At 69.9% G+C, this 24,756-nt stretch carries 22 protein-coding genes and 3 tRNA genes; 11 read left to right on the forward strand and 14 right to left on the reverse strand.

Annotated features, from left to right (window positions below; all coding sequences use genetic code 11):
• Nucleotide 1: 1 nt before the first annotated feature.
• The 4 genes from gdhA to ABD784_RS10015 form a co-directional block, all read right to left on the reverse strand.
• The gene (gene gdhA, locus ABD784_RS10000; RefSeq protein WP_344883784.1) at nt 2-1,339 is read right to left on the reverse strand and encodes an NADP-specific glutamate dehydrogenase; all 1,338 of its coding nucleotides are present in this window, start codon (nt 1,337-1,339) and stop codon (nt 2-4) included.
• Nucleotides 1,340-1,635: 296 nt separating this feature from the next.
• The gene (locus ABD784_RS10005; RefSeq protein ID WP_344883787.1) at nt 1,636-2,067 is read right to left on the reverse strand and encodes a universal stress protein; all 432 of its coding nucleotides are present in this window, start codon (nt 2,065-2,067) and stop codon (nt 1,636-1,638) included.
• Nucleotides 2,068-2,137: 70 nt separating this feature from the next.
• Nucleotides 2,138-2,836, reverse strand: coding sequence for a dienelactone hydrolase family protein (locus ABD784_RS10010; protein WP_344883790.1), 699 nt, complete (start codon nt 2,834-2,836; stop codon nt 2,138-2,140).
• Nucleotides 2,837-3,108: 272 nt separating this feature from the next.
• A tRNA-Leu gene (locus tag ABD784_RS10015) sits at nt 3,109-3,192 on the reverse strand.
• Between the two features lie 329 nt (nt 3,193-3,521).
• Here ABD784_RS10015 and ABD784_RS10020 point away from each other — a divergent pair.
• From ABD784_RS10020 to pknB, 7 genes are read left to right on the forward strand one after another with little or no spacing between them, the layout of a single operon-like run.
• A complete protein-coding gene (locus tag ABD784_RS10020) occupies nt 3,522-4,268 on the forward strand; it encodes a DUF3662 and FHA domain-containing protein (protein WP_344883793.1) in 747 nt (248 codons plus the stop codon).
• A complete protein-coding gene (locus ABD784_RS10025; protein ID WP_344883796.1) occupies nt 4,265-4,735 on the forward strand; it encodes an FHA domain-containing protein FhaB/FipA in 471 nt (156 codons plus the stop codon). The genes ABD784_RS10020 and ABD784_RS10025 overlap by 4 nt, the downstream gene beginning before the upstream one ends.
• 1 nt (nt 4,736) lies before the next feature.
• Nucleotides 4,737-6,170: a PP2C family protein-serine/threonine phosphatase gene (locus ABD784_RS10030; RefSeq protein WP_344883799.1), complete on the forward strand. Its 1,434-nt coding sequence runs from the start codon at nt 4,737-4,739 to the stop codon at nt 6,168-6,170.
• The gene (locus ABD784_RS10035; protein ID WP_344883802.1) at nt 6,163-7,527 is read left to right on the forward strand and encodes an FtsW/RodA/SpoVE family cell cycle protein; all 1,365 of its coding nucleotides are present in this window, start codon (nt 6,163-6,165) and stop codon (nt 7,525-7,527) included. Before ABD784_RS10030 ends, ABD784_RS10035 begins: the two co-directional genes overlap by 8 nt.
• A complete protein-coding gene (locus ABD784_RS10040; protein WP_344883805.1) occupies nt 7,524-8,996 on the forward strand; it encodes a peptidoglycan D,D-transpeptidase FtsI family protein in 1,473 nt (490 codons plus the stop codon). Before ABD784_RS10035 ends, ABD784_RS10040 begins: the two co-directional genes overlap by 4 nt.
• The gene (locus tag ABD784_RS10045; protein ID WP_344883808.1) at nt 8,993-10,834 is read left to right on the forward strand and encodes a protein kinase domain-containing protein; all 1,842 of its coding nucleotides are present in this window, start codon (nt 8,993-8,995) and stop codon (nt 10,832-10,834) included. Before ABD784_RS10040 ends, ABD784_RS10045 begins: the two co-directional genes overlap by 4 nt.
• The gene (gene pknB / locus ABD784_RS10050) at nt 10,835-12,823 is read left to right on the forward strand and encodes a Stk1 family PASTA domain-containing Ser/Thr kinase (protein ID WP_344883811.1); all 1,989 of its coding nucleotides are present in this window, start codon (nt 10,835-10,837) and stop codon (nt 12,821-12,823) included.
• Between the two features lie 43 nt (nt 12,824-12,866).
• Here the strand turns inward: pknB and ABD784_RS10055 are convergent, their stop codons facing one another.
• Nucleotides 12,867-13,520, reverse strand: coding sequence for an anthranilate synthase component II (locus ABD784_RS10055; RefSeq protein WP_344883813.1), 654 nt, complete (start codon nt 13,518-13,520; stop codon nt 12,867-12,869).
• 224 nt (nt 13,521-13,744) lie between these two features.
• Complete coding sequence (locus tag ABD784_RS10060; RefSeq protein WP_344883816.1) at nt 13,745-14,542, reverse strand: class E sortase; 798 nt, start codon at nt 14,540-14,542, stop codon at nt 13,745-13,747.
• Nucleotides 14,543-14,635: 93 nt separating this feature from the next.
• Here ABD784_RS10060 and ABD784_RS10065 point away from each other — a divergent pair, with 93 nt between their 5' ends.
• Nucleotides 14,636-14,887: a cell division protein CrgA gene (locus ABD784_RS10065; RefSeq protein ID WP_344883819.1), complete on the forward strand. Its 252-nt coding sequence runs from the start codon at nt 14,636-14,638 to the stop codon at nt 14,885-14,887.
• Nucleotides 14,880-15,428: a DUF3817 domain-containing protein gene (locus tag ABD784_RS10070; RefSeq protein WP_344883822.1), complete on the forward strand. Its 549-nt coding sequence runs from the start codon at nt 14,880-14,882 to the stop codon at nt 15,426-15,428. Before ABD784_RS10065 ends, ABD784_RS10070 begins: the two co-directional genes overlap by 8 nt.
• A gap of 70 nt (nt 15,429-15,498) precedes the next feature.
• Here ABD784_RS10070 and ABD784_RS10075 read toward each other — a convergent pair whose 3' ends face one another.
• The 3 genes from ABD784_RS10075 to ABD784_RS10085 all read right to left on the reverse strand — a co-directional run bounded on the left by ABD784_RS10075 (nt 15,499) and on the right by ABD784_RS10085 (nt 18,862).
• Entirely contained in the window at nt 15,499-16,557 is a 1,059-nt protein-coding gene (locus ABD784_RS10075; protein WP_344883825.1) for a GNAT family N-acetyltransferase, read from the reverse strand.
• Between the two features lie 637 nt (nt 16,558-17,194).
• Complete coding sequence (locus ABD784_RS10080; RefSeq protein ID WP_344883828.1) at nt 17,195-18,145, reverse strand: rhomboid family intramembrane serine protease; 951 nt, start codon at nt 18,143-18,145, stop codon at nt 17,195-17,197.
• A gap of 183 nt (nt 18,146-18,328) precedes the next feature.
• On the reverse strand, nt 18,329-18,862 hold the full coding sequence (locus tag ABD784_RS10085) for a peptidylprolyl isomerase (protein WP_344883831.1): 534 nt from the start codon (nt 18,860-18,862) through the stop codon (nt 18,329-18,331).
• A 172-nt stretch (nt 18,863-19,034) separates the two neighbouring features.
• Between ABD784_RS10085 and ABD784_RS10090 the strand changes: the two genes are divergently transcribed.
• Together ABD784_RS10090 and ABD784_RS10095 are read left to right on the forward strand one after the other, a co-directional pair.
• Nucleotides 19,035-19,832: a hypothetical protein gene (locus tag ABD784_RS10090; protein WP_344883834.1), complete on the forward strand. Its 798-nt coding sequence runs from the start codon at nt 19,035-19,037 to the stop codon at nt 19,830-19,832.
• 83 nt (nt 19,833-19,915) lie between these two features.
• Nucleotides 19,916-20,752 (forward strand): glycosyltransferase family 2 protein, encoded by an 837-nt coding sequence (locus ABD784_RS10095; protein WP_344883838.1) that lies wholly within the window; start codon nt 19,916-19,918, stop codon nt 20,750-20,752.
• Nucleotides 20,753-20,863: 111 nt separating this feature from the next.
• On the opposite strand, the gene ABD784_RS10100 is transcribed toward ABD784_RS10095, so the two are convergent.
• The 5 genes from ABD784_RS10100 to gyrA all read right to left on the reverse strand — a co-directional run bounded on the left by ABD784_RS10100 (nt 20,864) and on the right by gyrA (nt 24,751).
• Nucleotides 20,864-20,939: transfer RNA gene (locus ABD784_RS10100), tRNA-Ala, on the reverse strand.
• A 7-nt stretch (nt 20,940-20,946) separates the two neighbouring features.
• A complete protein-coding gene (locus ABD784_RS10105; protein WP_344883841.1) occupies nt 20,947-21,063 on the reverse strand; it encodes a DLW-39 family protein in 117 nt (38 codons plus the stop codon).
• Nucleotides 21,064-21,089: 26 nt separating this feature from the next.
• Nucleotides 21,090-21,163 (reverse strand) — tRNA-Ile (locus ABD784_RS10110).
• A gap of 109 nt (nt 21,164-21,272) precedes the next feature.
• Nucleotides 21,273-22,049 (reverse strand): DUF3566 domain-containing protein, encoded by a 777-nt coding sequence (locus tag ABD784_RS10115; RefSeq protein WP_344883844.1) that lies wholly within the window; start codon nt 22,047-22,049, stop codon nt 21,273-21,275.
• Nucleotides 22,046-24,751 (reverse strand): DNA gyrase subunit A, encoded by a 2,706-nt coding sequence (gene gyrA, locus ABD784_RS10120; protein ID WP_344883847.1) that lies wholly within the window; start codon nt 24,749-24,751, stop codon nt 22,046-22,048. The genes ABD784_RS10115 and gyrA overlap by 4 nt, the downstream gene beginning before the upstream one ends.
• Nucleotides 24,752-24,756 lie beyond the last annotated feature (5 nt).

The raw sequence follows: 24,756 nt of genomic DNA on the forward strand, positions 1-24,756 counted from the left end.
GTCAGACCAGGCCCTGGGCCAGCATCGCGTCGGCGACCTTGACGAAGCCGGCGATGTTCGCGCCCGCCACGTAGTTGCCCGGCGACCCGTACTCGTCCGCGGTCTCCAGGCAGCGGTCGTGGATGTCGCCCATGATCTGCTCCAGACGGTCGTGGGTGAAGTCGAAGCTCCACGAGTCCCGGCTGGCGTTCTGCTGCATCTCCAGGGCGGACGTCGCCACGCCGCCGGCGTTCGCCGCCTTGGCGGGGCCGAACAGGACGCCTGCCTCCCCGAACAGCTCCACCGCGCGCTGGGTGCACGGCATATTGGCGCCCTCGGCGACGGCGAGCACGCCGTTCTCGACGAGCCGCTTGGCGTCCGCCTCGTCCAGCTCGTTCTGCGTGGCGGAGGGCAGGGCGATGGTGCCGGGCACGGACCAGACGCTGCCCTCGGAGACGAAGCGCGAACGGCCGCCGCGCAGCTCCACGTACTCGCCGATGCGCCCGCGCCGGACCTCCTTGACCTGGCGGAGGAGGTCGACGTCGATGCCGTCCTCGTCGACGACGAAGCCGGAGGAGTCCGACGCCGTCACCGCCACGGCGCCGAGCTGCTGCGCCTTCTCGATGGCATTGATCGCCACGTTGCCGGAGCCGGACACCAGGACGCGCTGGCCCTCCATCCCCTGGCCGCGGGTGCGGAGCATGTGGTCGGCGAACATGACCGTGCCGTAGCCCGTGGCCTCGGGCCGGACGAGCGATCCGCCCCAGCTCACACCCTTGCCCGTGAGGACGCCGGCCTCGAAGCGGTTGGTGATCCGCTTGTACTGGCCGAAGAGGAAGCCGATCTCCCGCGAGCCGACGCCGACGTCGCCCGCCGGCACGTCCGTGTACTCGCCGATGTGACGGTAGAGCTCCGTCATGAACGACTGGCAGAACCGCATGATCTCACCCTCGGAGCGGCCCGCGGGGTTGAAGTCGGAGCCGCCCTTGCCGCCGCCGATCGGCATGCCGGTGAGCGCGTTCTTGAAGATCTGCTCGAAGCCGAGGAACTTCACGATGCCGAGGTAGACGGTGGGGTGGAACCGCAGTCCGCCCTTGTACGGGCCGAGCGCGGAGTTGAACTCCACCCGGAAACCCCGGTTGACCTGGACGTTGCCCTCGTCGTCCGTCCACGGCACGCGGAAGATGATCTGCCGCTCGGGCTCGCACATGCGGCGGAGGATGCCCGCCTCGACGTACTCGGGGTGGCGCTCGACCACGGGCGTCAGGGCTCCGAAGACCTCCGCTACGGCCTGGTGGAACTCCGTCTCGCCGGGGTTCCGCTGGAGCACCTCCTGACGCAGGTTCTCGAGATTGTGCATGTGGCCTCCTGATGAATCGTGGGGCTGCACCCGTGCACGGCGAAGCGCCGGCACGCAGCGTTGGGTTACTGCACAACGTAGTGGCGGGCACGGCCCTCTCGCCACGCGGAAGCCTGTTTCCGACATTCTGTGACGCGCGGCCGCGTCACCCCGGCCAGGGCGCCACGACGTCCCGGGAGCGCACCGCGGCGGGGCGCCCCTGCTCGCCGTCGCCGACGCGGACGGCGCCGCCCCCCTGCACGGGGAGCGGCGCCGTCGTACTCCGTGGACCCGCCGCCGAGGCGGGCCCGCCGGGGCTACTGGTCGGTCTTGACGATGTAGACGTCGCAGGGGGAGTTCTGCGCCACCGAGGTGGCGACGGAGCCGAGCAGGCGGCCCAGACCCTTCATGCCGACGTTGCCGACGACGATCAGCTGCGCCTGGAGGTCCTCGGCGGCCGTCACGAGGGCATCGGTCGGCTTGCCGCGGACGGCCTTGGTCTGGATGGTCGCGCCGGGCACGACCTCGCGGAGCTTGAAGGCCACCTGGTTGGTGAGCTTCTCGGCCTGCTCGGCGCTGTCCAGGACCCAGGTGTCGTTGCCGATCTCCACGACCTCGGTGCTGTCCTTGGCGTAGGCCGTCACCACGGTGAGCGGGGCGCCGAGGCCTGCGGCGACGGTTGCGGCGCGGGTGGCCGCCTTGAAGGACGTGGTGCTTCCGTCGACACCGACGATGACAGTTCCGGACATGTGTTTCTCCTTTGGTGGTCGAGCCCCGGAGGGCTCCGGTACGAAATGGTGGCGGTTGGGCGGGCGCCGGCTACTCCACGTTCGCCCGCAGGAATGAGACGGCGCGGTCCCACGCGAGTCGGGCGTTCTCGGGGTCGTAGTTGCCGGCGGTGTTCTCGTCGTTGTGGAACGCGTGGTCGGCGTCGTAGTAGTGGAAGGTGACGTCGGCGCCGGACTCGCGGCGGATCTGCTCCTCCTGCTCACGCGCCTGCTCGACCGGGTACATGGAGTCCCGCTGGGCGTAGTGGCCCTGCACGGACGCGGTCAGGTCCGTGTAGCTCTCCGGGACGGCCTGCCCGACGCCGTAGAACGGGACGGCCGCCGAGACCTTCTCGCGCTGCTGCGCGGCAAGGGCCAGGACGAACCCGCCGCCCATGCAGAAGCCGACGGCGCCGACGGTGCGGCTCGTGACCTCGTCGCGCGAGAGCAGGTAGTCGGTGGCGCCGGCCAGCAGGCGGGCGCCCTCCTCGGCGGGGAGCCGGGACATCATGTCCCCGGCCTCGTCGGCGTCGTGCGTGATCCAGCCCCCGAAGAGGTCCGGGGCCAGGGCGACGAAGCCCTGCGCCGCGAGGCGGTCGGCGACATCGCGGATGTGGTCGGTCAGGCCCCACCACTCCTGGACGACGATGACGCCCGGGCCGCTGCCGCCCTGGGGGATCGCGATGTACCCGTGGGCCTGGCGGCCCTCCGATTCGAACGAGACGTTCTGATGCGGGGTCTTCTCAGCCACTGAACTCCTTCCGCGCGGCGGTCGTGGTCTGCACGGCCGTCCGGGTGGAGGCGGCCGCTCGAGCCAGTCTATGCATGTGATTCACACTACAGATAGGTCCGACGGCGGTGTCGAGTCATTGGTCCCCTGGCCCGGGGAACCGGGCCGAGACGTTTCAATTCTAGGGAAGCGTGCGGCCTGGGTGCGCGATTCGTGGCGGATCTCATGCGCCGGGGATGCAGGAAGGACCGGCCCTCCCGCAGGAGAACCGGTCCTTCCGTATGAAAACTGTGTGCGCGAGGGGGGACTTGAACCCCCACGCCCTTGCGGGCACTGGCACCTGAAGCCAGCGCGTCTGCCAATTCCGCCACTCGCGCATGAGTTGTGCTCGTCGATCACTCGCCGAACAGCGAGAACAATCATAAGCATGAGCGGAGCGAACTACCTAATCGACGCCTCCGTCCCCGGGCTGCCGCGGGCCACCCGGCCGGATATCCCGCCGTCGCCGCCGGGAACCCGAGGGGTTGCGGTTTCGTTGCGATTGGGGGTGCCCCGTGCCCGGCCAGACGCCGGGTTCAGGCATGGCAAGTAGTATCGTCCCAACGCCGCGCCCTGCGGCGCCAGCGTCATGCGCACAGTTGGAGGGCGCGTACCGGCCCACGCCGGGCAACGGAAACCGACGGAAACGCAGGAAGGAGCAGCGCCAATGGGCTTGGTAGACAACGTTGAGCGCGGCCTCGAGAAACTGGTCACCAGCGTCTTCCGCGGGTCCGGCGGCGGCGGGGTCCAGCCGGTGGAGATCGCCAGCAAGATCCGCAACGAGATGGACCACGGCACCCTCACGGTGTCGCAGACCCGGACCATCGCCCCCAATGACTTCCAGGTGTCCCTCGCCGGCTCGGACTTCGAGCGGATCAAGAAGTTCGGCACGGCCCTCGCCGAGGAGCTGTGCGACGTCGTCGTCCAGCACGCCAAGGGCCAGCACTACGCGCTCACCGGCGATGTGTCCGTCGCCTTCCGCGAGGACGAGGAGCTGCGCGACGGCGAGATCCAGGTCTCCGCCTCCATCGCACGGGAGGGCGAGCCGTCGGCCGCATCTCCGGCACCCCCCGCCCCCGCGGCGTCCCCCGCACCCGACGTGCAGCAGCGCGTGCAGCCCATCCTCCAGTTCGGCGGCAAGCGGTACGGCCTGAACTCCGACTCGATCATCCTCGGCCGCTCCTCGCAGGCCGACATCCCCGTGGACGACACGGGCGTCTCGCGCAAGCACCTCGAGATCCGGCAGGAGAACGGCCGCACCTACGCCGTGGACCTCGGCTCCACCAACGGGAGCTACGTCAACGGCCAGAAGATCGACGGCCGCGCGGAGCTGTTCGACGGCTCCATCATCACCATGGGCCGTTCGCGCATCACGTTCCGACTGCTGCCCCAAAGCTCTGGAGAACGCTCGTGACAGAACTCGCCCTCACCGCGCTGCGCCTCGGCTTCCTCATCCTGCTGTGGATCCTGATCCTCAGTGTCCTCGGCGCGCTGCGGCGCGACCTCATGATCGGCAAGCGCGCGCGTACCGCGAACGCACCGGCCGAGGCGGACGCACCCGCGGCGGCACCGCAGGCGCCGCCCCGCCAGACGGTCCACCGGCTCGTGCTCATCGAGGGGCCCCAGTCCGGGACCGAGGTGGAGCTCGCGGCCAGCCCGATCCTGCTCGGCCGTGCGCAGGAGGCGACGCTCGTCCTGGTGGACGACTACGCCTCGGCGCGGCACGCGCGTCTCTTCCCGCAGGGCTCCCGGTGGTTCATCGAGGACCTCGGCTCGACCAACGGCACCTACCTCGGCGAGTCGCCGCTGACCCGCGCGCAGCCGGTGGATCCCGGCCAGCGGATCCGGATCGGCAAGACCGTCATGGAACTGAGGCCCTGACGTGAGTCAGACCAAACCACTGGTCCTCAGGTTCGCCGCCGCCTCCGACGTGGGCAAGGTGCGCTCCAACAATCAGGACTCCGCCTACGCCGGCCGCTACCTCGCGGTCGTCGCCGACGGCATGGGCGGGCACGTGGGCGGCGACGTCGCATCGGCCTCCACCGTGCTCGACCTGGTGCACCTGGACCAGCAGACCACCGAGGACCCGGAGACGGTCCTGCCGGACGAGATCCAGACCGCCAACTCCATCCTGAACGAGCTGGTCAGCCAGAACCCCAAGCTCTCCGGCATGGGCACCACCGTGACCGCGCTCCTGCTGACCGACGATACATTCCAGTACGCACATATTGGCGACTCGCGTGCATACCGCCTGCGGAATGGCACATTCGAGCAGGTCAGCCGGGACCACACCTTCGTGCAGCGGCTCGTCGAGGAGGGACGTCTCTCCGCAGCTGACGCCGAGCACCACCCGCACAAGAACGTGCTGCTGCGCGTTCTGGGCGACTCGGACGCCAGCCCCGAGCTCGACATCCGCCAGTTCCCCGTCGCTCCGGGCGAGCGCTGGCTGCTCTGCTCCGACGGGCTCAACGCCGTGGTCCCCGACGCGATCATCGAACGCATCGTGCGCGGAACCAAGGACCTCCAGGAGACCGCCGACGACCTGGTCCGGACCACCCTCGAGCGGGGTTCGCCCGACAACGTGACCGTGGTCGTCGTCGAGGTCGCGGAGGACGACGGGTCACCCGTGGCGGCCCCCGTGGCACCCGCGCCGATCGAGGAGTCCGAGCCCGACACCGGCATGCTCGAGCGGATCACGGGGTCCGAGGACCTCGAGGCCAGCGCGGCGATCATCCGGCACGAGATGAACAACCGGCCCCACGTGCTCGTCGGCTCGGCCTACCTGGCCACGCAGACCGGCCACATCCCGATGGTCACCACCCGCTCGGCCCAGAAGCGGGCCGCGGCCCTGCTGATGCACAAGACGCCGCAGCAGGAGGCGGAGGTCCTGGAGCAGCACCAGGAGGACCTGGTGCCCCGACGCCGGTGGCTGATGCCGGCGTTCCTGACCCTCATGTCCCTGATCCTGGTGGCGGTGCTGTGGTTCGGCTACCTCTGGACGCAGACCCAGTACTACGTCGGCAACGAGAACGGGCGCGTGGCGATCTTCAACGGCGTCTCGCAGGACCTCGGTCCGGTGAAGCTCTCGGAGGTCGCCTCCGTGACGGACATCCCCCTCGACGCGCTGCCCGCCTACACGCAGCAGCGACTGAAGAACTCGCTGCCGGCCCGGGACCTCGCGCACGCGGAGGCGATGGTCGACGAGCTGCTCGTCACCGCCCGGCGCACCTGCCCCGTCGTCGTGCCCGCCGAGGACGAATCGGCCGCGGCGCCCGCCAACCTTCCCGCCTACTGTGTGGAGGACGTCGATGAGTGATCTCCGGACGGCCCCCGTCTCCCGCCGCAACACCGAGCTGTGGCTGCTGTTCCTCGCCACCGGCGTCGCCGTCGGGGCCGGCTACCTGGCCGGCCTGACCGCGCCGGAGGGCCTCTCCCCCGAGTTCGTGAAGCAGGGCGGCATCCTGCTGACGCTCGCGCTGCTCATGCACGTCGTGCTGCGCATCTGGGCCAAGTACGCGGACCCGATCATCCTGCCGTGCGTGGTCGCGCTCAACGGGATCGGCATCGCCATGATCCACCGGCTCGACATCGCCTCCGGCGACACCGCGGCGAACCGCCAGCTGCTGTGGACCGGCGTCGCCATCGCGGCCGCCATCGCCGTGATCTGGGCGATTCGGGATCACCGGATCCTGCGCCGGGCCACCTACATCTTCCTGGTGCTCTCGGGCGTGCTGATGATCCTGCCGCTCATCCCGGGCCTCGGTGTCGAGATCAACGGCGCCCGGATCTGGGTCAATCTGGGCCGGATGTCCTTCCAGCCGGGCGAGCTCGCCAAGATCACCCTGGCGATCTTCTTCGCCGGGTACCTCTCGAGCAACCGGGACCTGATCCTCCTGGCCGGCCGGAAGATCGGTCCGCTGCAGCTGCCGCGGGTCAAGGACCTCGGCCCCATGGTGATCGCCTGGCTGATCAGCATCGGCGTGCTGATCCTGCAGCGCGACCTGGGCACCGCCATCCTCTTCTTCGGCCTGTTCATGTGCGTCGTGTACGTGGCGACCGCGCGCATCAGCTGGATCGTCATCGGGCTCGGCCTGGTCGCCGTCGGCGGCGTCCTCGCCGCGCAGTTCATGGGGCACGTGACCCGCCGCATCAACGGCTGGCTCAATGCCTTCGATCCCGAGGTGATCAACGCCGCCGGCGGTTCCCACCAGATCGTGCAGGGTCTCTTCGGGCTCGCGAACGGAGGGCTCTTCGGCACCGGCATGGGCAACGGCCGGCCGGACCTCGTCCCGTACGCGAACTCGGACATGATCATCTCCGCGCTCGGCGAGGAGCTCGGGCTGATCGGCGTGATCGCGATCGTCCTGCTCTACGTGGTGATCGTCAGCCGCGGCTTCCGCGCAGCGCTCGGCACGCGCGACGCGTTCGGGAAGCTGCTGGCCTCCGGTTTCTCCTTCATCATCGGCCTGCAGTGCTTCGTGGTCATCGGCGGCGTCACGCGTCTGATCCCGCTGACCGGCCTGACCACGCCCTTCATCTCGGCCGGCGGCTCGTCGCTGCTGTCCAACTGGATCATCGTGGCCCTGTTGCTCCTGATCTCCAACAACGCCCGCAAGCCGCTGCCCACCACGGAGGACGTCGCGGTCCTGACGAAGAACGGAGGGAACGCATGAATCAGGCCATCCGGAACACGTGGATCGCGATCATGGTCCTCTTCCTCGCGATCATGGGGTCCCTGACCTATGTCCAGTTCTTCGCCGCCGACGAGCTCAACGCGAATCCGCTCAATCGCCGGCAGCTCTACCAGGACTTCGACATGGCGCGCGGCGCCATCCTCGTCGACGGGAGCCCGATCGCCGAGTCCGTCCGCACGGACCAGGGGCAGTTCGAGTACCAGCGCGTCTACCACGACGCGCAGCTCTACTCGCACCTCACGGGCTTCTACTCGCTCGCCGCCGGCTCCACCCACCTGGAGTCCGTCATGGACGAGTACCTCGCCGGGCGCAGCGACGAGCAGGCCTTCGACCGCCTACTGAACCTCTTCACGGGTTCGTCCACCGAGGGCGCCTCCGTGGAGCTCACGATCGACGGCCAGCTCCAGCAGGAGGTCTACGACATCCTGCCGGACGACGTCCCCATCACTGCGGTCGTCACCGAGGTCGAGACCGGGAACATCAAGGCCATGGTCTCCAAACCGTCCTACGACACCAATCTGCTTACCGTGCCGAGCACGGGGCAGGCGCAGGAGAACCTGCAGGCCATCGAGGAGCGTCCCGGGTTCAGCCCGTACCGCAACCCGGCGATCGCGGACGTGTACGCGCCCGGATCCACGTTCAAGGTTCTCGATCTGGTGGCCGCGTCGGAATCCGGCGAGTACGACGTCGACTCGACGGTCCCGAACCCGCCGTCCCTCGAGTTCCCCGGGACGGACTACACGATCAACAACTTCGATCGGGGCATCTGCGCCCGGCAGCCGGACGAGGCACCGCTCCGTTTCGTCGTTGCCCAGAGCTGCAACACCCCGTTCGCGCAGATGGCCGAGGCCGTGGGCGAGGACGCGCTCCGGGACGTCGCCGAGCGGTTCGGCTTCGGCCAGCCGCTGAACATCCCCCAGCGCGTAGAGCCCTCCGTGTTCCCGCAGGAACTGAGCACCACCGAACTGGCGCAGGCCTCCATCGGCCAGTTCGACGTGCGGACCACCGCGCTGCAGATGAACATGGTGGCCATGGGGATCGCGAACGACGGCGTCATCATGAAACCCAACCTGATCGAGCAGATCATCGCACCGGACCTGAAAGTGATCGAGGATCCGCAGCCGGAGGAGTTCAGCACGGCGACCACCAAGGAGGTGGCGGACCAGGTCACCGAGCTCATGCGGGAGCCCCTCGACGGGGGAACTGCGGCAGCTGCCCAGGTCCGGGGTCTGGACATCGCCGCGAAGACCGGTACGGCACAGACGGGTCGGACCGATGAGAACGGCAACCCCACGCACACCGTGAACTCGTGGATCACCGGGTTCGCCCCGGCCGACGACCCCCAGTACGCCGTGACCATCATGGTCCCGAACATTGACTATGAGACCGGCCATTCGTTGACCAGTCCCAACATGAAGAAGATCCTAGAGGCGGTGTTCAACAAGTGAGGCCTACATCGGGTATCACCCTTGGCGGTCGGTTCAAGCTGACGGACAGGATCGCCATCGGCGGGATGGGCGAGGTCTGGAAGGCGCAGGACCAGGTCCTGGGCCGGATCGTCGCCATCAAGATCCTCAAGGAGGAGTACACCGGCGACCCCGGGTTCCTCCGTCGTTTCCGCGCCGAGGCACGGCACACCGCGCTCCTGAACCACAACGGCATCGCCTCGGTCTTCGACTACGGCGAGGAGGAGGGCTCCGCCTACCTCGTCATGGAGCTGGTGCCCGGCAAACCGCTCTCCGCCATCATCGAGCGCGAGCGCGTCCTGTCCACGGACCGCACGCTCTCGATCGTCGCCCAGACCGCCCGCGCCCTCGCCGCCGCCCATGAGCTCGGACTGGTCCACCGCGACGTCAAGCCCGGCAACCTGCTGATCCTGCCGGACGGGCGCGTGAAGATCACCGACTTCGGCATCGCGCGCCTGGCCGATCAGGTCCCCCTCACGGCCACGGGGCAGGTCATGGGCACGGCCCAGTACCTCTCGCCCGAGCAGGCGACCGGACAGCAGGCCACGGGCTCCAGCGACATCTACTCGCTCGGCGTCATCGGCTACGAGTGCGTCGCCGGCCGCCGCCCGTTCTCCGGCGAATCGCAGATCGCGATCGCCCTCGCCCAGGTCAACGACACTCCCCCGCCGCTGCCGGACAACGTTGACCCGCACATCCGCGCACTGCTGATGTCGATGCTCGCCAAGGACCCGGCGGACCGCCCGGCCAACGCGAACAAGCTGGCCGAGGCCGCCGACGCCCTGCGCGCCGGCAACAAGAGCGCCGCGGTCGCCGCCGTGCCGGGAATGCTCAACTTCGTCACTGACACCGCCGCCACCCAGGCCATCGGCACGGACGAGGCGCCCACCCAGGCCCAGACCCGCCTGGTCCCCGGCCAGGCCGAGCCGTCGACCTCCGAGCTGCCCGCCGTCGGTGCCGGCGCCGCAGCCGGTGCCGCAGGTGCCGCCGCGGCCGGCAGCGACTTCGACTCGATCGTCGGCGCCAGCCGCGACTGGGAGGACACGGAGCACGACGACGCCGACCAGGACCGGCAGCTCGCCCGCGAGCGGCGCAGCCCCTGGACGTGGCCGCTCGTGGCCCTGCTCGCCCTGGTGGTCTTCGCCCTGCTCGGCGCCTGGCTCGTCCCCCTGCTGACCGGATCCGACGACGACCCCGAGCCGTCGCCGTCGCCGTCCGTCTCCGCGTCGGCGAGCGAGTCGGCGAGCGAGTCGCCGTCGGAGTCGCCCTCGGAGAGCGAATCCGCCCCCGAGACGACGTCGGCGCCGGCCAGCGAGACCGAGGACGAGCCGGAGACCGTGACGGTGCGGGCCAACAACTACATCGGCCAGCCGCTGGAGGCCGTCCGCCAGGACCTGATCAACCGCGGCCTCCGGGTCGACACGGAGGGCCGGGAGAGCGACCAGGCCGAGAACACCGTCCTCGACGTCACGCCCACCGGCGAGATCCCGGTCGGCGACACCGTGACCCTGGTCTACTCGGTGGCACCGGAACAGGTGACCGTGCCCTCGAACCTCGTCGGCAAGAGCGAGGACGCCGTTCGCAGCGCCCTGCAGGAGGCTGGCCTGCGACCGGTCCGCGCCGAGCGGCAGACCAGCGACGAGCCGGCCGGCACCGTCCTCGGCGTCAGCCCGTCCGGCGGGACCGACGTCGAGCCCGGTTCGGACGTCAGCTACGTCGTCTCGAGCGGCCCGGAGCCGACCCCCTCCCCCACGCCCAGCGAGCCGGCCGGACCCAGCGAGCCTGCCGATCCCTCCGCCACGACTTCTCCCAGCAGCTAGATGACCCAGAACAAAGTCCTGAACGACCGCTACGAGGTCATCTCGCTCATCGGGCGCGGCGGCATGGCCGACGTCTACCGCGGTCGCGACATCCGGCTCGGACGCGAGGTGGCCATCAAGCTCCTGCGCCGCGACATGGCCCGGGACCCGGTGTTCCAGACCAGGTTCCGCCGCGAGGCGCAGGCCGTCGCCGGGCTCAACCACCCCGCGATCGTCGCCGTGTACGACACCGGCGACGAGCGCGTCCCGGACGAGCACGGGCACGATGGCCAGAGCACGGTGCCGTTCATCGTCATGGAGTACGTCGACGGCCGCACGCTCCGCGACCTGCTGAAGGCCGATGAGGTGGGCGTCGACGACGCCGTCGACTACACCCTCGGGGTGCTGGCCGCCCTCACCTACAGCCACGGCAAGTCGATCGTGCACCGCGACATCAAGCCGGCCAACGTCATGGTCGCCGACGACGGCCGCGTCATGGTGATGGACTTCGGGATCGCCCGCGCCCTCGCCGACGCCTCCGCGACCATGACGCAGACCCAGGCGGTGGTCGGCACCGCCCAGTACCTCTCCCCCGAGCAGGCCCGCGGTGAGACCGTCGACGTCCGCAGCGACATCTACTCCGCCGGCTGCCTGCTCTTCGAGCTGCTGACGGGCCGCCCGCCGTTCGTCGGGGACAGCCCCGTCGCCGTCGCCTACCAGCACGTGGGCGAGGCGGCGCCCTCCCCCAGCGCGCTGAATCCCGACGTCCCCCGCGCGTTGGACACCGTCATCGCCCGCGCCCTGCAGAAGAACCGCGAGGACCGCTACCCGGACGCGGCCGCCTTCGCGGCCGCCCTCGAGCAGGCCCACCGCGGCGCCGATCCGGACGCCACCCAGCTGCATCCCGCGGTCGCGGGGCACGACGACGACACCCGTACCGAGGCCCTCGCGGTCTCGTCCGCGGCCACGGCGGCCATCCCGGCGTCGTACGCCGCCGCCCCGGCGCACCAGGCAGCGCACGCCGCCACTCCCGAGGACGCCGAGGACCACCACGCCGACGCCCTCCGGTACGACGACGGGTCGCACCTCGGCGGCGCGCCCGGCCATCGGGGCGAGGACCGACGGCGCGGCCGCGGCTGGATCGTGTTCGCGACCATCGTGCTCGTCCTCGTCCTCGCCGGCGGCGGCGCCTACCTCTGGAACTGGTCGCAGCAGGTCCAGGCGGCCAACGCCGAGGTCTCCGTCCCGGCGGTGGCCGGGCTCGACCCGACGGAGGCCCAGAACCGCCTGCTCGACGCCAACCTGCGGGTCAGCGGGATCGTCGAGGAGTTCAGCGACGAGGTCGACGAGGGCCTCGTGGTCGCCAGCCGGCCCGGCTCCGGCGAGTCCGTGCGCGTCGACTCACCGGTCGAGCTGGTCGTGTCCAAGGGTCCCGCGTCGGTGGAGATCCCCGACCTGGGCGGGACGACCGAGTCCACGGCCCGGGCGACCCTGGAGGACCTGGGCCTCGCGGTGGACACGGAGATGCGCGAGGAGAACAGCGCCACCGTGCCGCAGGACCGGGTGCTCTCCACCAACCCGGCGTTTGGCGAGCGGGTCCAGGCCGGCAGCACCGTCCAGCTCACGCTGTCCACCGGGATGGTCAGCGTGCCGGACCTGATGGTCGAGGGCCTCACGGTGGAGGAGGCGGATGCGCTGGTGTCGGATCCGGCGGTCGGCCTGTCCCTGCGCGTGGTCGAGGAGCCCAACAGCGTCCTGTCCCCGGGGACGATCACCGGGCAGACGCCCGAGGCCGGTGGCGAGATCGAGCAGGGAGGGGTCGTGCAGATCACGGTGGCGACGGCCCCGGACGAGCCGGCCCCCTCCGACGACTCGCCGTCCCCGAGCCCCAGCGAGTCCGCGGAGGCGTCCGAGTCGGCGGCGGACGGCTCCGGCTCGGCGGGCAACAGCGACGAGGCCCCCGGGCGCTCGGACGCGCCCGGGCAGACCAAGCGCCCCGACGAGGGCTGAGCCCCGGCCGCCGCCCTCGGATCCCGAGGAGCGGGCGGCTGCGCTACTTGATGAGCGGGCTGAGCGTGGCGGCGCGTCCGGCGGCGCCCTGGAGGCCGAGGCTCTCCAGCCAGTTGCCGAGCATCTGGTAGCCGCCCTGGGTCAGCACGGACTCGGGGTGGAACTGGACGCCCCACAGCGGTGCGGTCCGGTGGCACAGCCCCATGACCACGCCGCCCGGCGCGTTCTCGGAGGCCGTCGTCCACGCGGTGATCTCCAGCTCCTCGCTGATGGTGTCGCGGACGGCCGCGAGCGAGTGGTAGCGCGTGGCCGTGAACGGGCTCGGCAGGCCGGCGAACGGCCCCGTGCCGTCGTGCTCCACGAGCGAGGTCTTGCCGTGCATGAGCTCCTCCGCGTGCGTGACCACGCCGCCGTACGCCTCCGCGAGCGCCTGGTGCCCCAGGCACACGCCGAGCATCGGCTTGGCGGCCTCTCCGCACCAGCGGACCATCTCGATGCACACGCCGGCCTCGGCGGGGTTGCCCGGGCCCGGGGAGATGAGGACGCCGTCGCGTCCGGCGGCGAGCTCGATCGCCTCCTCGAGGGTGACGTCGTCGTTGCGGACCACCGTGGTCTCGGCGCCCAGCTCCTGGAGGTAGCCGACCAGGGTGTAGACGAAAGAGTCGTAGTTGTCGATGACCAGAATGCGTGCGGTCACAGGAGGGCCCAGCCAATCGTCGAATCGGTCCACAGGCTCACACGGCCGCTGACCCAGGGAAACACGTACACGAACAGGACCAGTATGACGCCCGCGATGAGGACGAGGCCAATGAGAAGTCGGAGCCAGAAGGGCCCGGGGAGGCTCCGGAAGAACCAGGCGTACACAGCGTCTCCTCGTGGTGGGTTCGGTCTCGTTGTCGGGCGGTCGCGGACTCGGGTGCGTCAGCCCGTCGGGCCGGAGGCCCGCGCGGTCGTCGTGCGGTAGGCGTCGCGGATCTGGTCCTGGGGGCCGGCCTCCGCGGGCCGGAACGACTCCAGCTCGGCGTAGGCGATGATCCGCTGGGCCGTGCTGAAGATCGGGTGGCAGCTGGTCAGGGTGAGGATGCTCTGCTGCGGCTCGGCCTCCGGCCGGTGGGGCACGGGGAGCAGGACGTCCGTGGCGCCCGGGCTGACGATCTCTGTGTCGGAGTACTCGTACTGGTAGAAGCCCTCCCGGGTCTGGACGTAGAGCCGGTCGCCGTCCGTCAGCCGATCGATCTCGTAGAAGACCTGCCCGTGCGTCTGGCGGTGCCCGGCCAGCGCGAAGTTCCCCGCCTCGCCGGGCAGCTGCGTCTGCGGGTAGTGGCCGATGCCCACGGTGTTCAGGACGTCGAGTCCGACGCCGTGGCTCACCGGCCGCACGTAGTCCGCGTCGAAGCGCGGGATGTAGAGCAGCCCGAACGTGCCGTCTCCGCCCGCCGCGGCCGGCGGAGCGCCGAACTCGGCCCGGTCCGCCGCGGCCTGCTCCTCCGGCGAGAGCAGCACCTCCCCCGGCTCGGGCAGCGGCACAGCGGGCCCGAAGTCCTCGAGCAGGCGGCTCGTGGCCTGCCCCTGCTCCTCGGCCGCCTGCACATTGGTCCACCAGAGCTCCCACACCACGTAGAGCATCAGCACGGCGCCCACGGTGATGAGGAGCTCGCCGAGGACTCCGGCCACGCGGGCACCCGCCGACGGACTCCGGCGTCGGACTCGATCCGGCATGCATGCTCCTGTCGGGGCCCGGCCCGGGCGGGACCGGTTAGCTAGTATGGTGTAGCCAGATTACCGTTCCGCCACGACCCGCAGGAGTCCGCCGTGCCCGAGTCCAAGACGCGCCGGAAGGCCCGCCGCCAGGCCGACCCGGCGGCCGAGACGGAGCGCATGCCGCTGCCCCTCTGGTACAAGATCATCATGTTCGGCTCGATGATCCTGGGCCTGCTGTGGATCATCGTCTACTACGTGACGCAGAGCCTGTTCCCCATCATGTCGATCGGCGGCTGGAACATCGTCGTCGGCTTCGGCATCGCCATGGTCGGGTTCTTCATGACCACGCGCTGGCATGCCTGACCCCGCCCCCTCCCCCGACCGCACCGCGGACCGCCGGCCCTCCGCGACACCGCAGGCGGCCGGGACCCTGCCGTCCCCGCGCCGGCTCTACGGCACCGTCGCACTGGTCGAGGTGATCACCTGGGCGCTCCTGCTCATCGGCATGGCGTTCAAGTACACCGGCGTGACCGATGTGCTGGTCTCCGTCTTCGGGATGCTGCATGGCATCGCCACGGTCGCCTACGTGCTCACGAGCGTCTTCGTGTGGGTGAACGAGCGCTGGAGCCCCGGCGTCGGCCTGGTGGCCCTCGTGGCCGCCGTGATTCCGTTCGCGACCCTGCCCTTCGAGCGGTGGACGCTGCGCAGCGGGCGCCTCTCGACGGTGTGGCGGCTGGCCCCGGCCTCGGCCACCGGCGCGGCCGAGTCCCCGCGCGGCCCCGTCGAGCGACTTCAGGCCTGGTGCCTGGCCCGCCCGCTCACCGCGCTCGTCCTCGGCGTCCTCCTGGTGGCCACCATCACGGCAGCCCTCCTGGTGATCGGTCCGCCGATCCCTTCCGACTAGTGTCTATGCCCTGCGCGGCATCCACTACTGGAGGATGCCGCGCAGAGCATGGACCGGTGTGGTCTCCGGTTCAGGCCGGCTCGACGACCCTGCTGTACTCCACGCTGCGCCGGATGGGGCGGAAGCCGATGCGCTCGTACAGGCCGACGGCTCCGGTGGGACTGTCCGAGTCCACGCCCAGTTCGATCCGCTCGTAGCCGGCCGCCTTCGCCTGGCGGACGACGTCGGTGAGCAGCGTCGAGGCCAGCCCCCTCCCCCGAGCGCGTCGCCGAGTCCCGACGAGCGCCACGTAGATCTCCCCGGCCTCCCACTCCTCGCTGAGGACGTAGGCGTCCACGGGATCCCCTGCCTCCTCCGGGTCCAGGGCGAGCCGGCTGAACTCGGGCCGGAACGCGCTGCCGGCGACGAAGTGCTGCCACTTCTCCAGGCTGCCCGGTGTGAAGTTCCAGTGATCCCGGAAGGCGTCGAGATGCGCACGGTGCACCTGGGGGCTCAGCACGGGGTCGATGCGCACGGGGTCGGCGATCGCGGCAGGCGACTCGGGCGGCGTCCACGCCCCCAACTCGATCCGCATGTCCATGAAGTAGCGGGCCGCCGCATAGCCGTGCTCGCCGGCCAGCTCCTGGAATCCGGTGTTCGTGAGCGTGTTCCAGAGGTCGATCTGGACCGGTAGCCCCGGGTGCCGCTCCGCGGCGAGCCGGCGGACGCGCTGCTCCCCCGCGGCGAGGATCGCGCGGCCGAGCCCGCGGCCGCGGTAGTCCGGGTGCACTCCCCCGTCGAGATGGGCCTTGGCGACCCCGTCCTTGGCCACCTCGCGCACGCTGACGGTGGAGTAGGCGATCATGGCGCCGCCCTCCCACCAGGCGAGGGTGTCCAGCTCCGGATCCCTTCCCGGGATGGTCAGCACCTCGCCCATCTGCACGGCATTGGCCACCTCGCCGCTGTCGTCGTACGCGCCGACGAGGTTGTGCAGCACGGCCCACGCCTCGAGGTCATCGGTGGTGATCGGCCGAGGGGCCCCCGCGGGCTCGGCGGTCGTCGTCGCGCGCGCTTCGTCCCCGGCGGGGCCGGCGCCCTCGACGGGTGGAGATTCGACGGTCCGTGGCCCGTCCGGGCGAGGTGCGGTCATGACTCTGCTTCCTGCTGATCCGGAGCGTTGCGCCCGCCCGGAGAGTGATTGATGTTTCTCAACCGCTAGCCTACGCCGTCGGCTCCACCTGCGGAAGTCCCTCGGGCAACGACCTGAGGCTTCCTGAGCCCACAGTTGTGCACTCGAGTTTTCCACAGGTGGGGATAGAACTGTGGGAAAGTGTGTTCGATTCGCCGTGAGGACGGCCCTGAGGACGCCTTCTGATCACCGAATCACAGGCCTGTAACTTATTAACACTGTGGACAAGCCCTGTGGATACGGGCCGAGGACGCAGCGCCGCGTGCCCTGGCCTCGCCCGGACGAGGCGTCCCGAACCGCCGGAGCCGCCCGGCCGCGCCATATCAGCGCCTCTCCCCACCCGCGACTGCTGCCAGAGGCTCACGGTGGCGCTGACAGCTTCACAGGTGTGCACCACAGTTATCCACAGGTGGGGATAGATATGTGAATAATGACGCACTGCGGTGCCCTCGAGTCCTGAGAGGCCCGGGATGCCGGGCCTTCAGCCGAGAACAAGTGTGAAGTGCCGGGACCGAATGACACGCCTGTAAGTTATCGACACTGTGGAAAACAGCTGTGGACAAGAAGGGCACCCCACGCCGTGGCGTGGATGCGGCGCTCAGACCGCGTAGATCCGTTCCGGAACGGTGCCCGCACCCCAGAGGGTCAAGGCCGCGAGGATCAACGCCACGAGGACGAGCCCGGCGAGCTGAACGGCGTAGCGGCGCCGATGGCGCGCAGCGGCCGCCTCGACGGGGGAGAGGCCCGCCGGTGACATGGCCCGACGCCGCACGGAGAAGGTGAGCACGGACGCCACCGCCGCGCCCGTGAGGAGGCCGCCCAGGTGCGCCTGCCAGGACACGTTGAAGCCGGGGATGAACCCGATGACCAGGTTGATCCCGACGATGATCAGGATGGGCATGAAGTTGCCGCCGCGGGCGCGTGTGATGACGAGCAGGGCGCCGAACAACCCGAACACCGCACCGGATGCTCCGACGACGCCCTGGAGGGGATGATCGAGCAACAGCACGGCGACGGAGCCGCCGAGGCCGGAGAGCAGGTAGAGCGCGGCGAAGCGCAGACGGCCCAGCATGGGCTCGAGCACGCGGCCGATGATCCACAGCGCGTACATGTTGAACGCGATGTGCATCAGGAACCCCTGGGAGTGGAGGAACGTCGACGTGATCATGCGCCACGGCTCGTTCAGGACGTAGACGCCCGCCCAGAGCAGACGGTCCGCGAGCGTGGGCACGGCCCACTGGGCGAGGAACGTGAGCACGCAGAGGGCGATCACGGTGTACGTGACCAGCGGCCGGCCATCATTCGGGCGCGCGCCGAACGCGGTCCTGGCCACGGGGGCCGTGCGGTTGGACTCCCGGATGCAGTCGACGCACTGCACACCCACCGGCGCGGGCCGCTGGCACTCCGCGCAGGCGGGACGCCCGCAGCGCTGGCAGCGGACGTAGCTCGGACGATCCGGGTGCCGGGGGCAGACGGGAGCCCCCGATCCCTGGCGGTCGGCCGGTCCTGCGGGGTCTCGGGGCGGGTCGTTCGGCAGTCCGTAGGACATGGGTTCCACTCTCTGGTCCAGTGATTCTGTGCTGCGTCTGGTTCTGGCCCGCTCCTGGCGGGCGATTAACGAGCGCCGGTCCCGTGCGATGGCTCGCGACGGGACCGGTCGGCCGGGAAGCGCGTCCGCCCGCCGTGTCCGGGGAGGCCCGGCCGGGCGGGGCGGTCGCGCACCGTGGATGCTCTAGGCGGCGACGACGTCGATGCTCTCGATGACGACGTCCTCGCGCGGCTTGTCACGGCCGTCGGTGGAGACGCGGTTCAGCTTGTCGACGACGGCGCGGGAGGCCTCGTCGACGACCTCGCCGAAGATGGTGTGCTTGCCCTGCAGCCACGTGGTGGGGATGGTGGTGATGAAGAACTGCGATCCGTTGGTGCCGGGGCCGGCGTTGGCCATCGCCAGCTTGTACGGGGCGGTGAAGTCCAGCTCCGGATGGATCTCGTCGTCGAACTGGTAGCCGGGGCCGCCGAAGCCCTTGCCGAGCGGGTCGCCGCCCTGGATCATGAAGTCCGCGATGATGCGGTGGAAGATGGTGCCGTTGTAGAGCGGGGTGCCGGTCTTCTTCTCGCCGGTCTCCGGGTGCGTCCACTCGCGCTCGCCCGTGGCCAGGCCGACGAAGTTGTCGACCGTCTTGGGGGCGTGGTTGCCGAAGAGGTCGACCTGGATGTCGCCCTCGTTGGTGTGGATGGTTGCCTTGTGCGTGGGGATAGCAGTCATACCGCCATTCTTCCACGGGCCTCCCGCGCTGCGGGGGCCCGGATCTGGGAGTCTCCTACGCGGTGAGTGAAAATCCCGGGGACGCCTCTGGCAGTGTCCTGAGAATCGTGGTCCGGCCCGGGCGTACGGCGTAGGCTGGGGCCAGAACCGCAAGCACTTCGGGAGGAAACCTGTGAAGAAGACAGAACGAGTGACCCGTGAGTTGGGCGATTCCGTCACGCATACGGTCGATGGCGCGCGCGAGTGGGCTGCACCGCGCGTCGACGCGGCGGTGAACTGGGCCGCCCCGCGGATCGAGCGGGGCATCGAGGTCGCCTCGCCGAAGCTCCAGGCGGGCATCGCCCGCGCCGCCGTCGAGCTGTCCGACGGCGTGGCGAAGGTGACGCCGAAGCTCCAGGACTCGATCCAGCAGGCCGCACCGAAGATCTCCCGCTTCGTCGACGAGACCTCCCCGAAGCTCCAGCGCACGCTGGACAAGGCGACGCCGGCCTTGCACAACGCCCGTGACGCCGTCGTCGGCAGCTACCTCCCCGCCGCCAGCTCCAAGCTCGGCGAGGCGGCCGATTTCACGGCCCACAAGCTCGAGCACCTGAAGGTCGCCGCGCCCCTGCAGGAGGCCGTCGCCACGGTGACCAAGGACAAGAAGTCCCTGAAGAAGGCCCGCAAGGCCGCCGCGTCCGCCGCCCGGCAGGCCGCCAAGGACCTGAAGAAGTCGAAGAAGCGCCGGGGCAAGGGCTTCATCGTGTTCCTCGTGGTCGCTGCGGCCGTCGCCGCGGGCGTCGCCGCCTGGCGCGCGTCCAAGCCGGTCGAGGACCCCTGGAAGACCCCCAGCCCGGTGGATCCGGCCCCGGTCCCGGCCGACTCCGTGGAGGAGTCGCCCGTGCGCGAGGCCGCTGACAAGGCGGTCGGCGAGACCGAGGCCGCCGTCGAAGAGGTCCGCGACGTCCTCAAGGGCGACAACAGCAAGTAGGCCGCACACCGGCCGACAGGGCAGGTGGCGGACGGGAGACCGTCCGGCACCTGCCCTTCTGCTGTCTTGGGTAGATTGTCCCTGTGAGCTGCGGACCGAGCGTTTCGATCATCATCCCGGCCTACAACGAGGAGCGCATCATCCGGCGCTGCGTCTCGGCGGCGCTGGAGCAGACCGTCCCCGCCGACGAGGTCATCGTCGTCGACAACCGTTCCACCGACGGCACCCGGGCGATCGTCGAGCAGCTGATGGCCGAACGCCCGCAGGGGACCCTGCGCCTGCTCCGGCAGGACACGGAGCAGGGCCTGGTGCCGACGCGCAATGCCGGCCTGGATGCGGCCACGGGCGACATCCTCGGCCGCATCGACGCAGACTCCATCCTGGAGCCGGACTGGGTCGAGCGCGTGGTCTCCGGCTTCGCGGATCCGGAGGTCATGGGCGTCACGGGCCCCGTCCACTACTACGACATGCCGCTCCGCCGGCTCGGGCTGAAGGCCGACGACAGCCTCCGCCGCTTCGCCCTGCGGGCGGCCTCCGGCCGGTACCACTTCCTCTTCGGCTCCAACATGGCACTGCGGGCATCGGCCTGGGCGGTCCTCCGCCGGGAGGCGTGCCGGGACGAGGACGACGAGCTGCACGAGGACATCGACCTGTCAGTGCACATGGCCCAGCGGGGGATGCTCGTCCGCTACGTCCCCGAGCTGGTCGCCGGCATGTCCGCACGTCGGCTCGACGACTCGCCACGCGCCTACCGTTCCTATGTGGACCGTTTCGAGCGCACCTACCGGGCCCACAGCGTCCGCGAGCCGGTGCTGCGGATCCCGATGGTGATCTTCCTGTCCATCTACTTCCCGGCCAAGCTCATCCGCCTGCTCCACACGGCCCAGGGGGCGGGGGAGCGGTCGGCCTCGAAGGGCTGAAGCACTCGGGCGACGGGCCTGCCGGCACGGGGACGGACGGTGGCGGCCGGGGGAGCGAACCGTCCCGGAAACGAAGAGATCCCCGGTCCAGATGGACCGGGGATCTCCCGATGGTGGAGGCAAGGGGACTCGAACCCCTAACCCTCTGCTTGCAAAGCAGATGCGCTACCAATTGCGCCATGCCCCCGTGCGGGTCAGTCTACGCGATCAGTCGCCTGATCCCAGACCTTCTTCTCTGCTTCCGACTCGCGCCACTTCTTGAACGCGAGAGCACCGGCGGCCGCTGCGACGAGAACGAGGATCCGTCTCATGCTCACTCCTGCCGGTGGGGATTGCGTGGGCGTACCAGGACTTGAACCTGGGACCTCTTCGTTATCAGCGAAGCGCTCTAACCGCCTGAGCTATACGCCCCCAATGGCCGCTTGGACCGAGATAAAACTTTACAACATGGATTTGCAGTCCAACAAATCGTGCCCCGCCGGTGTGGGGAACGTTACCGGCGGGGCACCATCCTTGCAGGTCAGTCGTCGGTCAGCGTCACGCCGATACCGCCGACGAGCGACGAGGAGATGTTGTACAGGACGGAGGCGAGCGTCGAGATCGCCGTGATCAGCACGACGTTCACGACGGCGACGATCGTCGCGAAGGCGGCGACCTGGCCCAGCGACGCGAAGTCCGCGAGGCTGAAGCTGGACTCCGAGCCGGCGATCTCTGCGAGCAGGCTGTTGACGCTGTCGAAGACGCCGGTGAGGTCCAGGACCGTCCACAGCACGACGGCGGCGACGACCGTCACGATGCCGAGCGCGACGGACAGGAGGAAGGACAGCTTCAGCACCGACCACGGGTCGACGCGGCTGACCAGCAGACGTGCCTTGCGGACTTTCGCCTTGGGCGCCGGGCGCACGAGCTTCTGCTGGCCGGCGCCCTGCTGACCGGGCTGCCCGGCGGGCCGCTGGCCCGCCGGCTGGGCCGGACGCTGCTGGCCTGGGCGCTGCTGGCCCGGACGCTGGCCCGACTGGGGGGCGGGACGCTGCCCGCTCTTGGCAGCGCCCGCGCTCCCGGGGCCCGCATTCGCTGCGCCGGACTTGGGGGCAGCCGACTTCGGTGCAGGCGAGGAGCTCTGGGCCGGCCCGGGCCGGCCGGAGCCGGCCTGCTTGCCGGCCGCCGGCTCCTTGGTCCCGGACGCAAGCCGCTTCGCGGCCGCGCCGCTGGCCGTCTTCTGGTCTCCGGACGTGCGTGGAGCCTGGCTACCTTCGGGCCGGGCCGAGCCCGGGCGCGGGGTGTTGGGGGTGCTCACGCATTACCTCCGTCAATCTCTGCTGCTTCGCTCGCGGAGTCGGGCGCATCTGCCGTGCCCGCGTCTGCCGCGGCCTCCGGCGCCTCCCGGGGGGCGTCGTCGTTCTGCGCTGCGTCGTCGTTCAATTCCGGGTCCAACGGTACTTCATCATCCCCGGAGACTCCTGAGAGGCCACGCTCGGTATTCCGGGCCACGGCGATGATCCGGTCCTTCTTGTCCGGCTTCGCGAAGATGACGCCCATGGTGTCCCGACCCTTGGCGGGGATCTGGTCCACGCGGGAGCGCACGACCTTGCCGCTCTCCATGACCACCAGCACCTCGTCGTCCTCGTTCACGACGACGGCCCCGACCAGGTTGCCGCGCTCGTCTGCCTGCTTGGAGACCTTGATGCCGAGTCCGCCGCGTCCCTGGACCCGGTACTCGTCCATGCGGGTGCGCTTCGCGTAGCCGCCCTCGGTGACTACCAGGGAGTAGGAGTCGTCGGTGACGACGTCGGCGTTCAGGAGCTCGTCCTCCTCGCGGAACTTCATGCCCGTCACGCCGGACGTGTTGCGGCCCATGGGGCGCAGCGCGTCGTCGGTGGCGGTGAAGCGCAGGGACTGGCCCTTGCGCGAGACGAGCATGAGGTCGTCGGTCTCCGCGACCAGGCGGGCGGCGACCAGCTCGTCGCCGTCGCGAAGGTTGATCGCGATGAGCCCGTTCGAGCGGTTGGTGTCATAGTCCGCCAGCCGGGTCTTCTTGACGAGGCCGCGCTTCGTGGCGAGCACCAGGTACGGCGCCTGCTCGTAGGACTTCAGCTCCATGACCTGGGCGATCGTCTCGTCCGGCTGGAAGGCCATGAGGTTCGCGACGTGCTGGCCCTTGGCGTCGCGCCCGCCCTCGGCGAGCTCGTAGCCCTTCGCCCGGTACACGCGGCCGTGGTTCGTGAAGAACAGCAGCCAGTTGTGCGTGGTGGTGACGAAGAAGTGCTCCACGACGTCGTCCCCGCGCAGGTTGGCGCCCTTGATGCCCTTGCCCCCGCGGTTCTGGGACCGGTACTGGTCGATCCGGGTGCGCTTGACGTAGCCGCCGCGGGTGATGGTGACGACCATCTCCTCCTCGGGGATCAGGTCCTCCATCGACATGTCGCCGTCGAAGCCCATGAGGATCTTGGTCCGGCGGTCGTCGCCGTACTTCTCGGAGATCTCCGCGAGCTCCTCGGAGATGATCGAGCGCTGGCGGGCCGGGTCCTCGATGATCGACTTGTAGTCGGCGATCTTCAGCTCCAGCTCGGCGTGCTCGTCCTGGATCTTCTGCCGCTCGAGCGCCGCCAGGCGACGCAGCTGCATGTCGAGGATGGCCTGCGCCTGCAGGTCGTCCAGGCCCAGTAGCTCGCGCAGGCCCTCGCGGGCGTCGTCGGCGGTGGGGGAGCGCCGGATGAGCGCGATGACCTCGTCGAGGGCATCGAGCGCCTTGAGCAGGCCGCGCAGGATGTGTGCGCGCTCCTCCGCCTTGCGCAGCCGGTACTTGGTGCGCCGGACGATGACCTCGACCTGGTGCGCCACCCAGTGGCGGATGAAGGCGTCGATCGAGAGGGTCCGCGGCACGCCGTCGACGATCGCGAGCATGTTCGCGGAGAAGTTCGTCTGCAGGTCGGTGTGCTTGTAGAGGTTGTTCAGCACCACCTTGGCCACGGCGTCGCGCTTGAGCACCACCACCAGACGCTGGCCGGTGCGGCCGGAGGTCTCGTCGCGGAGGTCGGCGATGCCGGCGATCTTGCCGTCCTTGACCAGCTCGGCGATCTTGATCGCGAGATTGTCCGGGTTGGCCTGGTAGGGCAGCTCGGTGATGACCAGGCAGGTGCGGCCCTGGAGCTCCTCGACGCTGACGACGGCGCGCATGGTGATGGAGCCGCGGCCGGTCCGGTAGGCGTCCTCGATGCCCTTGTGCCCGAGGATCGTCGCGCCGGTCGGGAAGTCGGGTCCCTTGACGCGGCGGATGAGCTCCTCGAGCAGCTCCTCGCGGGAGGCCTCCGGGTTCTTCAGGTACCACTGGACGCCGTCGGCGACCTCGCGCAGGTTGTGCGGCGGGATGTTCGTGGCCATGCCGACGGCGATGCCCGAGGAGCCGTTGACCAGCAGGTTCGGGAAGCGGGCCGGGAGGATGGTCGGCTCGAGGTTCTTGCCGTCGTAGTTCGGCTGCATATCGACGGTCTCCTCGTCGATATCGCGCACCATCTCCATGGCCAGCGGGGCCATCTTGGTCTCGGTGTACCGCTGCGCGGCCGCGCCGTCGTTGCCGGGGGAGCCGAAGTTGCCCTGGCCGAGGGCCAGCGGGTACCGCATGACCCAGTCCTGGATCAGGCGGACCAGGGCGTCGTAGATCGCGGTGTCGCCGTGCGGGTGGTACTGGCCCATGACCTCGCCGACCACGCGGGCGCACTTGTTGTACGAGCGCTCGGGGCGGTAGCCGCCGTCGAACATCGCGTACAGGACGCGGCGGTGCACGGGCTTCAGGCCGTCGCGGACGTCCGGCAGGGCACGGCCCACGATGACCGCCATGGCGTAGTCCAGGTAGGACCGCTGCATCTCGGTCTGCAGGTCGACCGGTTCGATCCGGTCCATCTCCGCCTCGGTCACGGGCGCGGGCGCCACGACGGCGCCGGTGTGCTCGGCGTCCTCGTTCACGTCGCCGGGCAGGTTTTCGGGGGTCTCGTCACTCATCGAGC

The sequence above is a fragment of the Zhihengliuella alba genome, assembly GCF_039538765.1.
Classification (GTDB): Bacteria; Actinomycetota; Actinomycetes; order Actinomycetales; family Micrococcaceae; genus Zhihengliuella; species Zhihengliuella alba.

Excerpts from the sequence above, each read along its gene's own strand:
- ABD784_RS10070 (WP_344883822.1), top strand. The coding sequence starts at position 14,880 with ATGCCTGACCCCGCCCCCTCCCCCGACCGCACCGCGGACCGCCGGCCC.
- ABD784_RS10020 (WP_344883793.1), top strand. The coding sequence starts at position 3,522 with ATGGGCTTGGTAGACAACGTTGAGCGCGGCCTCGAGAAACTGGTCACC.
- ABD784_RS10085 (WP_344883831.1), bottom strand. The coding sequence starts at position 18,862 with ATGACTGCTATCCCCACGCACAAGGCAACCATCCACACCAACGAGGGC.
- pknB (WP_344883811.1), top strand. The coding sequence starts at position 10,835 with ATGACCCAGAACAAAGTCCTGAACGACCGCTACGAGGTCATCTCGCTC.
- ABD784_RS10075 (WP_344883825.1), bottom strand. The coding sequence starts at position 16,557 with ATGACCGCACCTCGCCCGGACGGGCCACGGACCGTCGAATCTCCACCC.
- ABD784_RS10035 (WP_344883802.1), top strand. The coding sequence starts at position 6,163 with ATGAGTGATCTCCGGACGGCCCCCGTCTCCCGCCGCAACACCGAGCTG.
- ABD784_RS10080 (WP_344883828.1), bottom strand. The coding sequence starts at position 18,145 with ATGTCCTACGGACTGCCGAACGACCCGCCCCGAGACCCCGCAGGACCG.
- ABD784_RS10040 (WP_344883805.1), top strand. The coding sequence starts at position 7,524 with ATGAATCAGGCCATCCGGAACACGTGGATCGCGATCATGGTCCTCTTC.
- ABD784_RS10105 (WP_344883841.1), bottom strand. The coding sequence starts at position 21,063 with ATGAGACGGATCCTCGTTCTCGTCGCAGCGGCCGCCGGTGCTCTCGCG.
- gdhA (WP_344883784.1), bottom strand. The coding sequence starts at position 1,339 with ATGCACAATCTCGAGAACCTGCGTCAGGAGGTGCTCCAGCGGAACCCC.
- gyrA (WP_344883847.1), bottom strand. The coding sequence starts at position 24,751 with ATGAGTGACGAGACCCCCGAAAACCTGCCCGGCGACGTGAACGAGGAC.
- ABD784_RS10005 (WP_344883787.1), bottom strand. The coding sequence starts at position 2,067 with ATGTCCGGAACTGTCATCGTCGGTGTCGACGGAAGCACCACGTCCTTC.
- ABD784_RS10060 (WP_344883816.1), bottom strand. The coding sequence starts at position 14,542 with ATGCCGGATCGAGTCCGACGCCGGAGTCCGTCGGCGGGTGCCCGCGTG.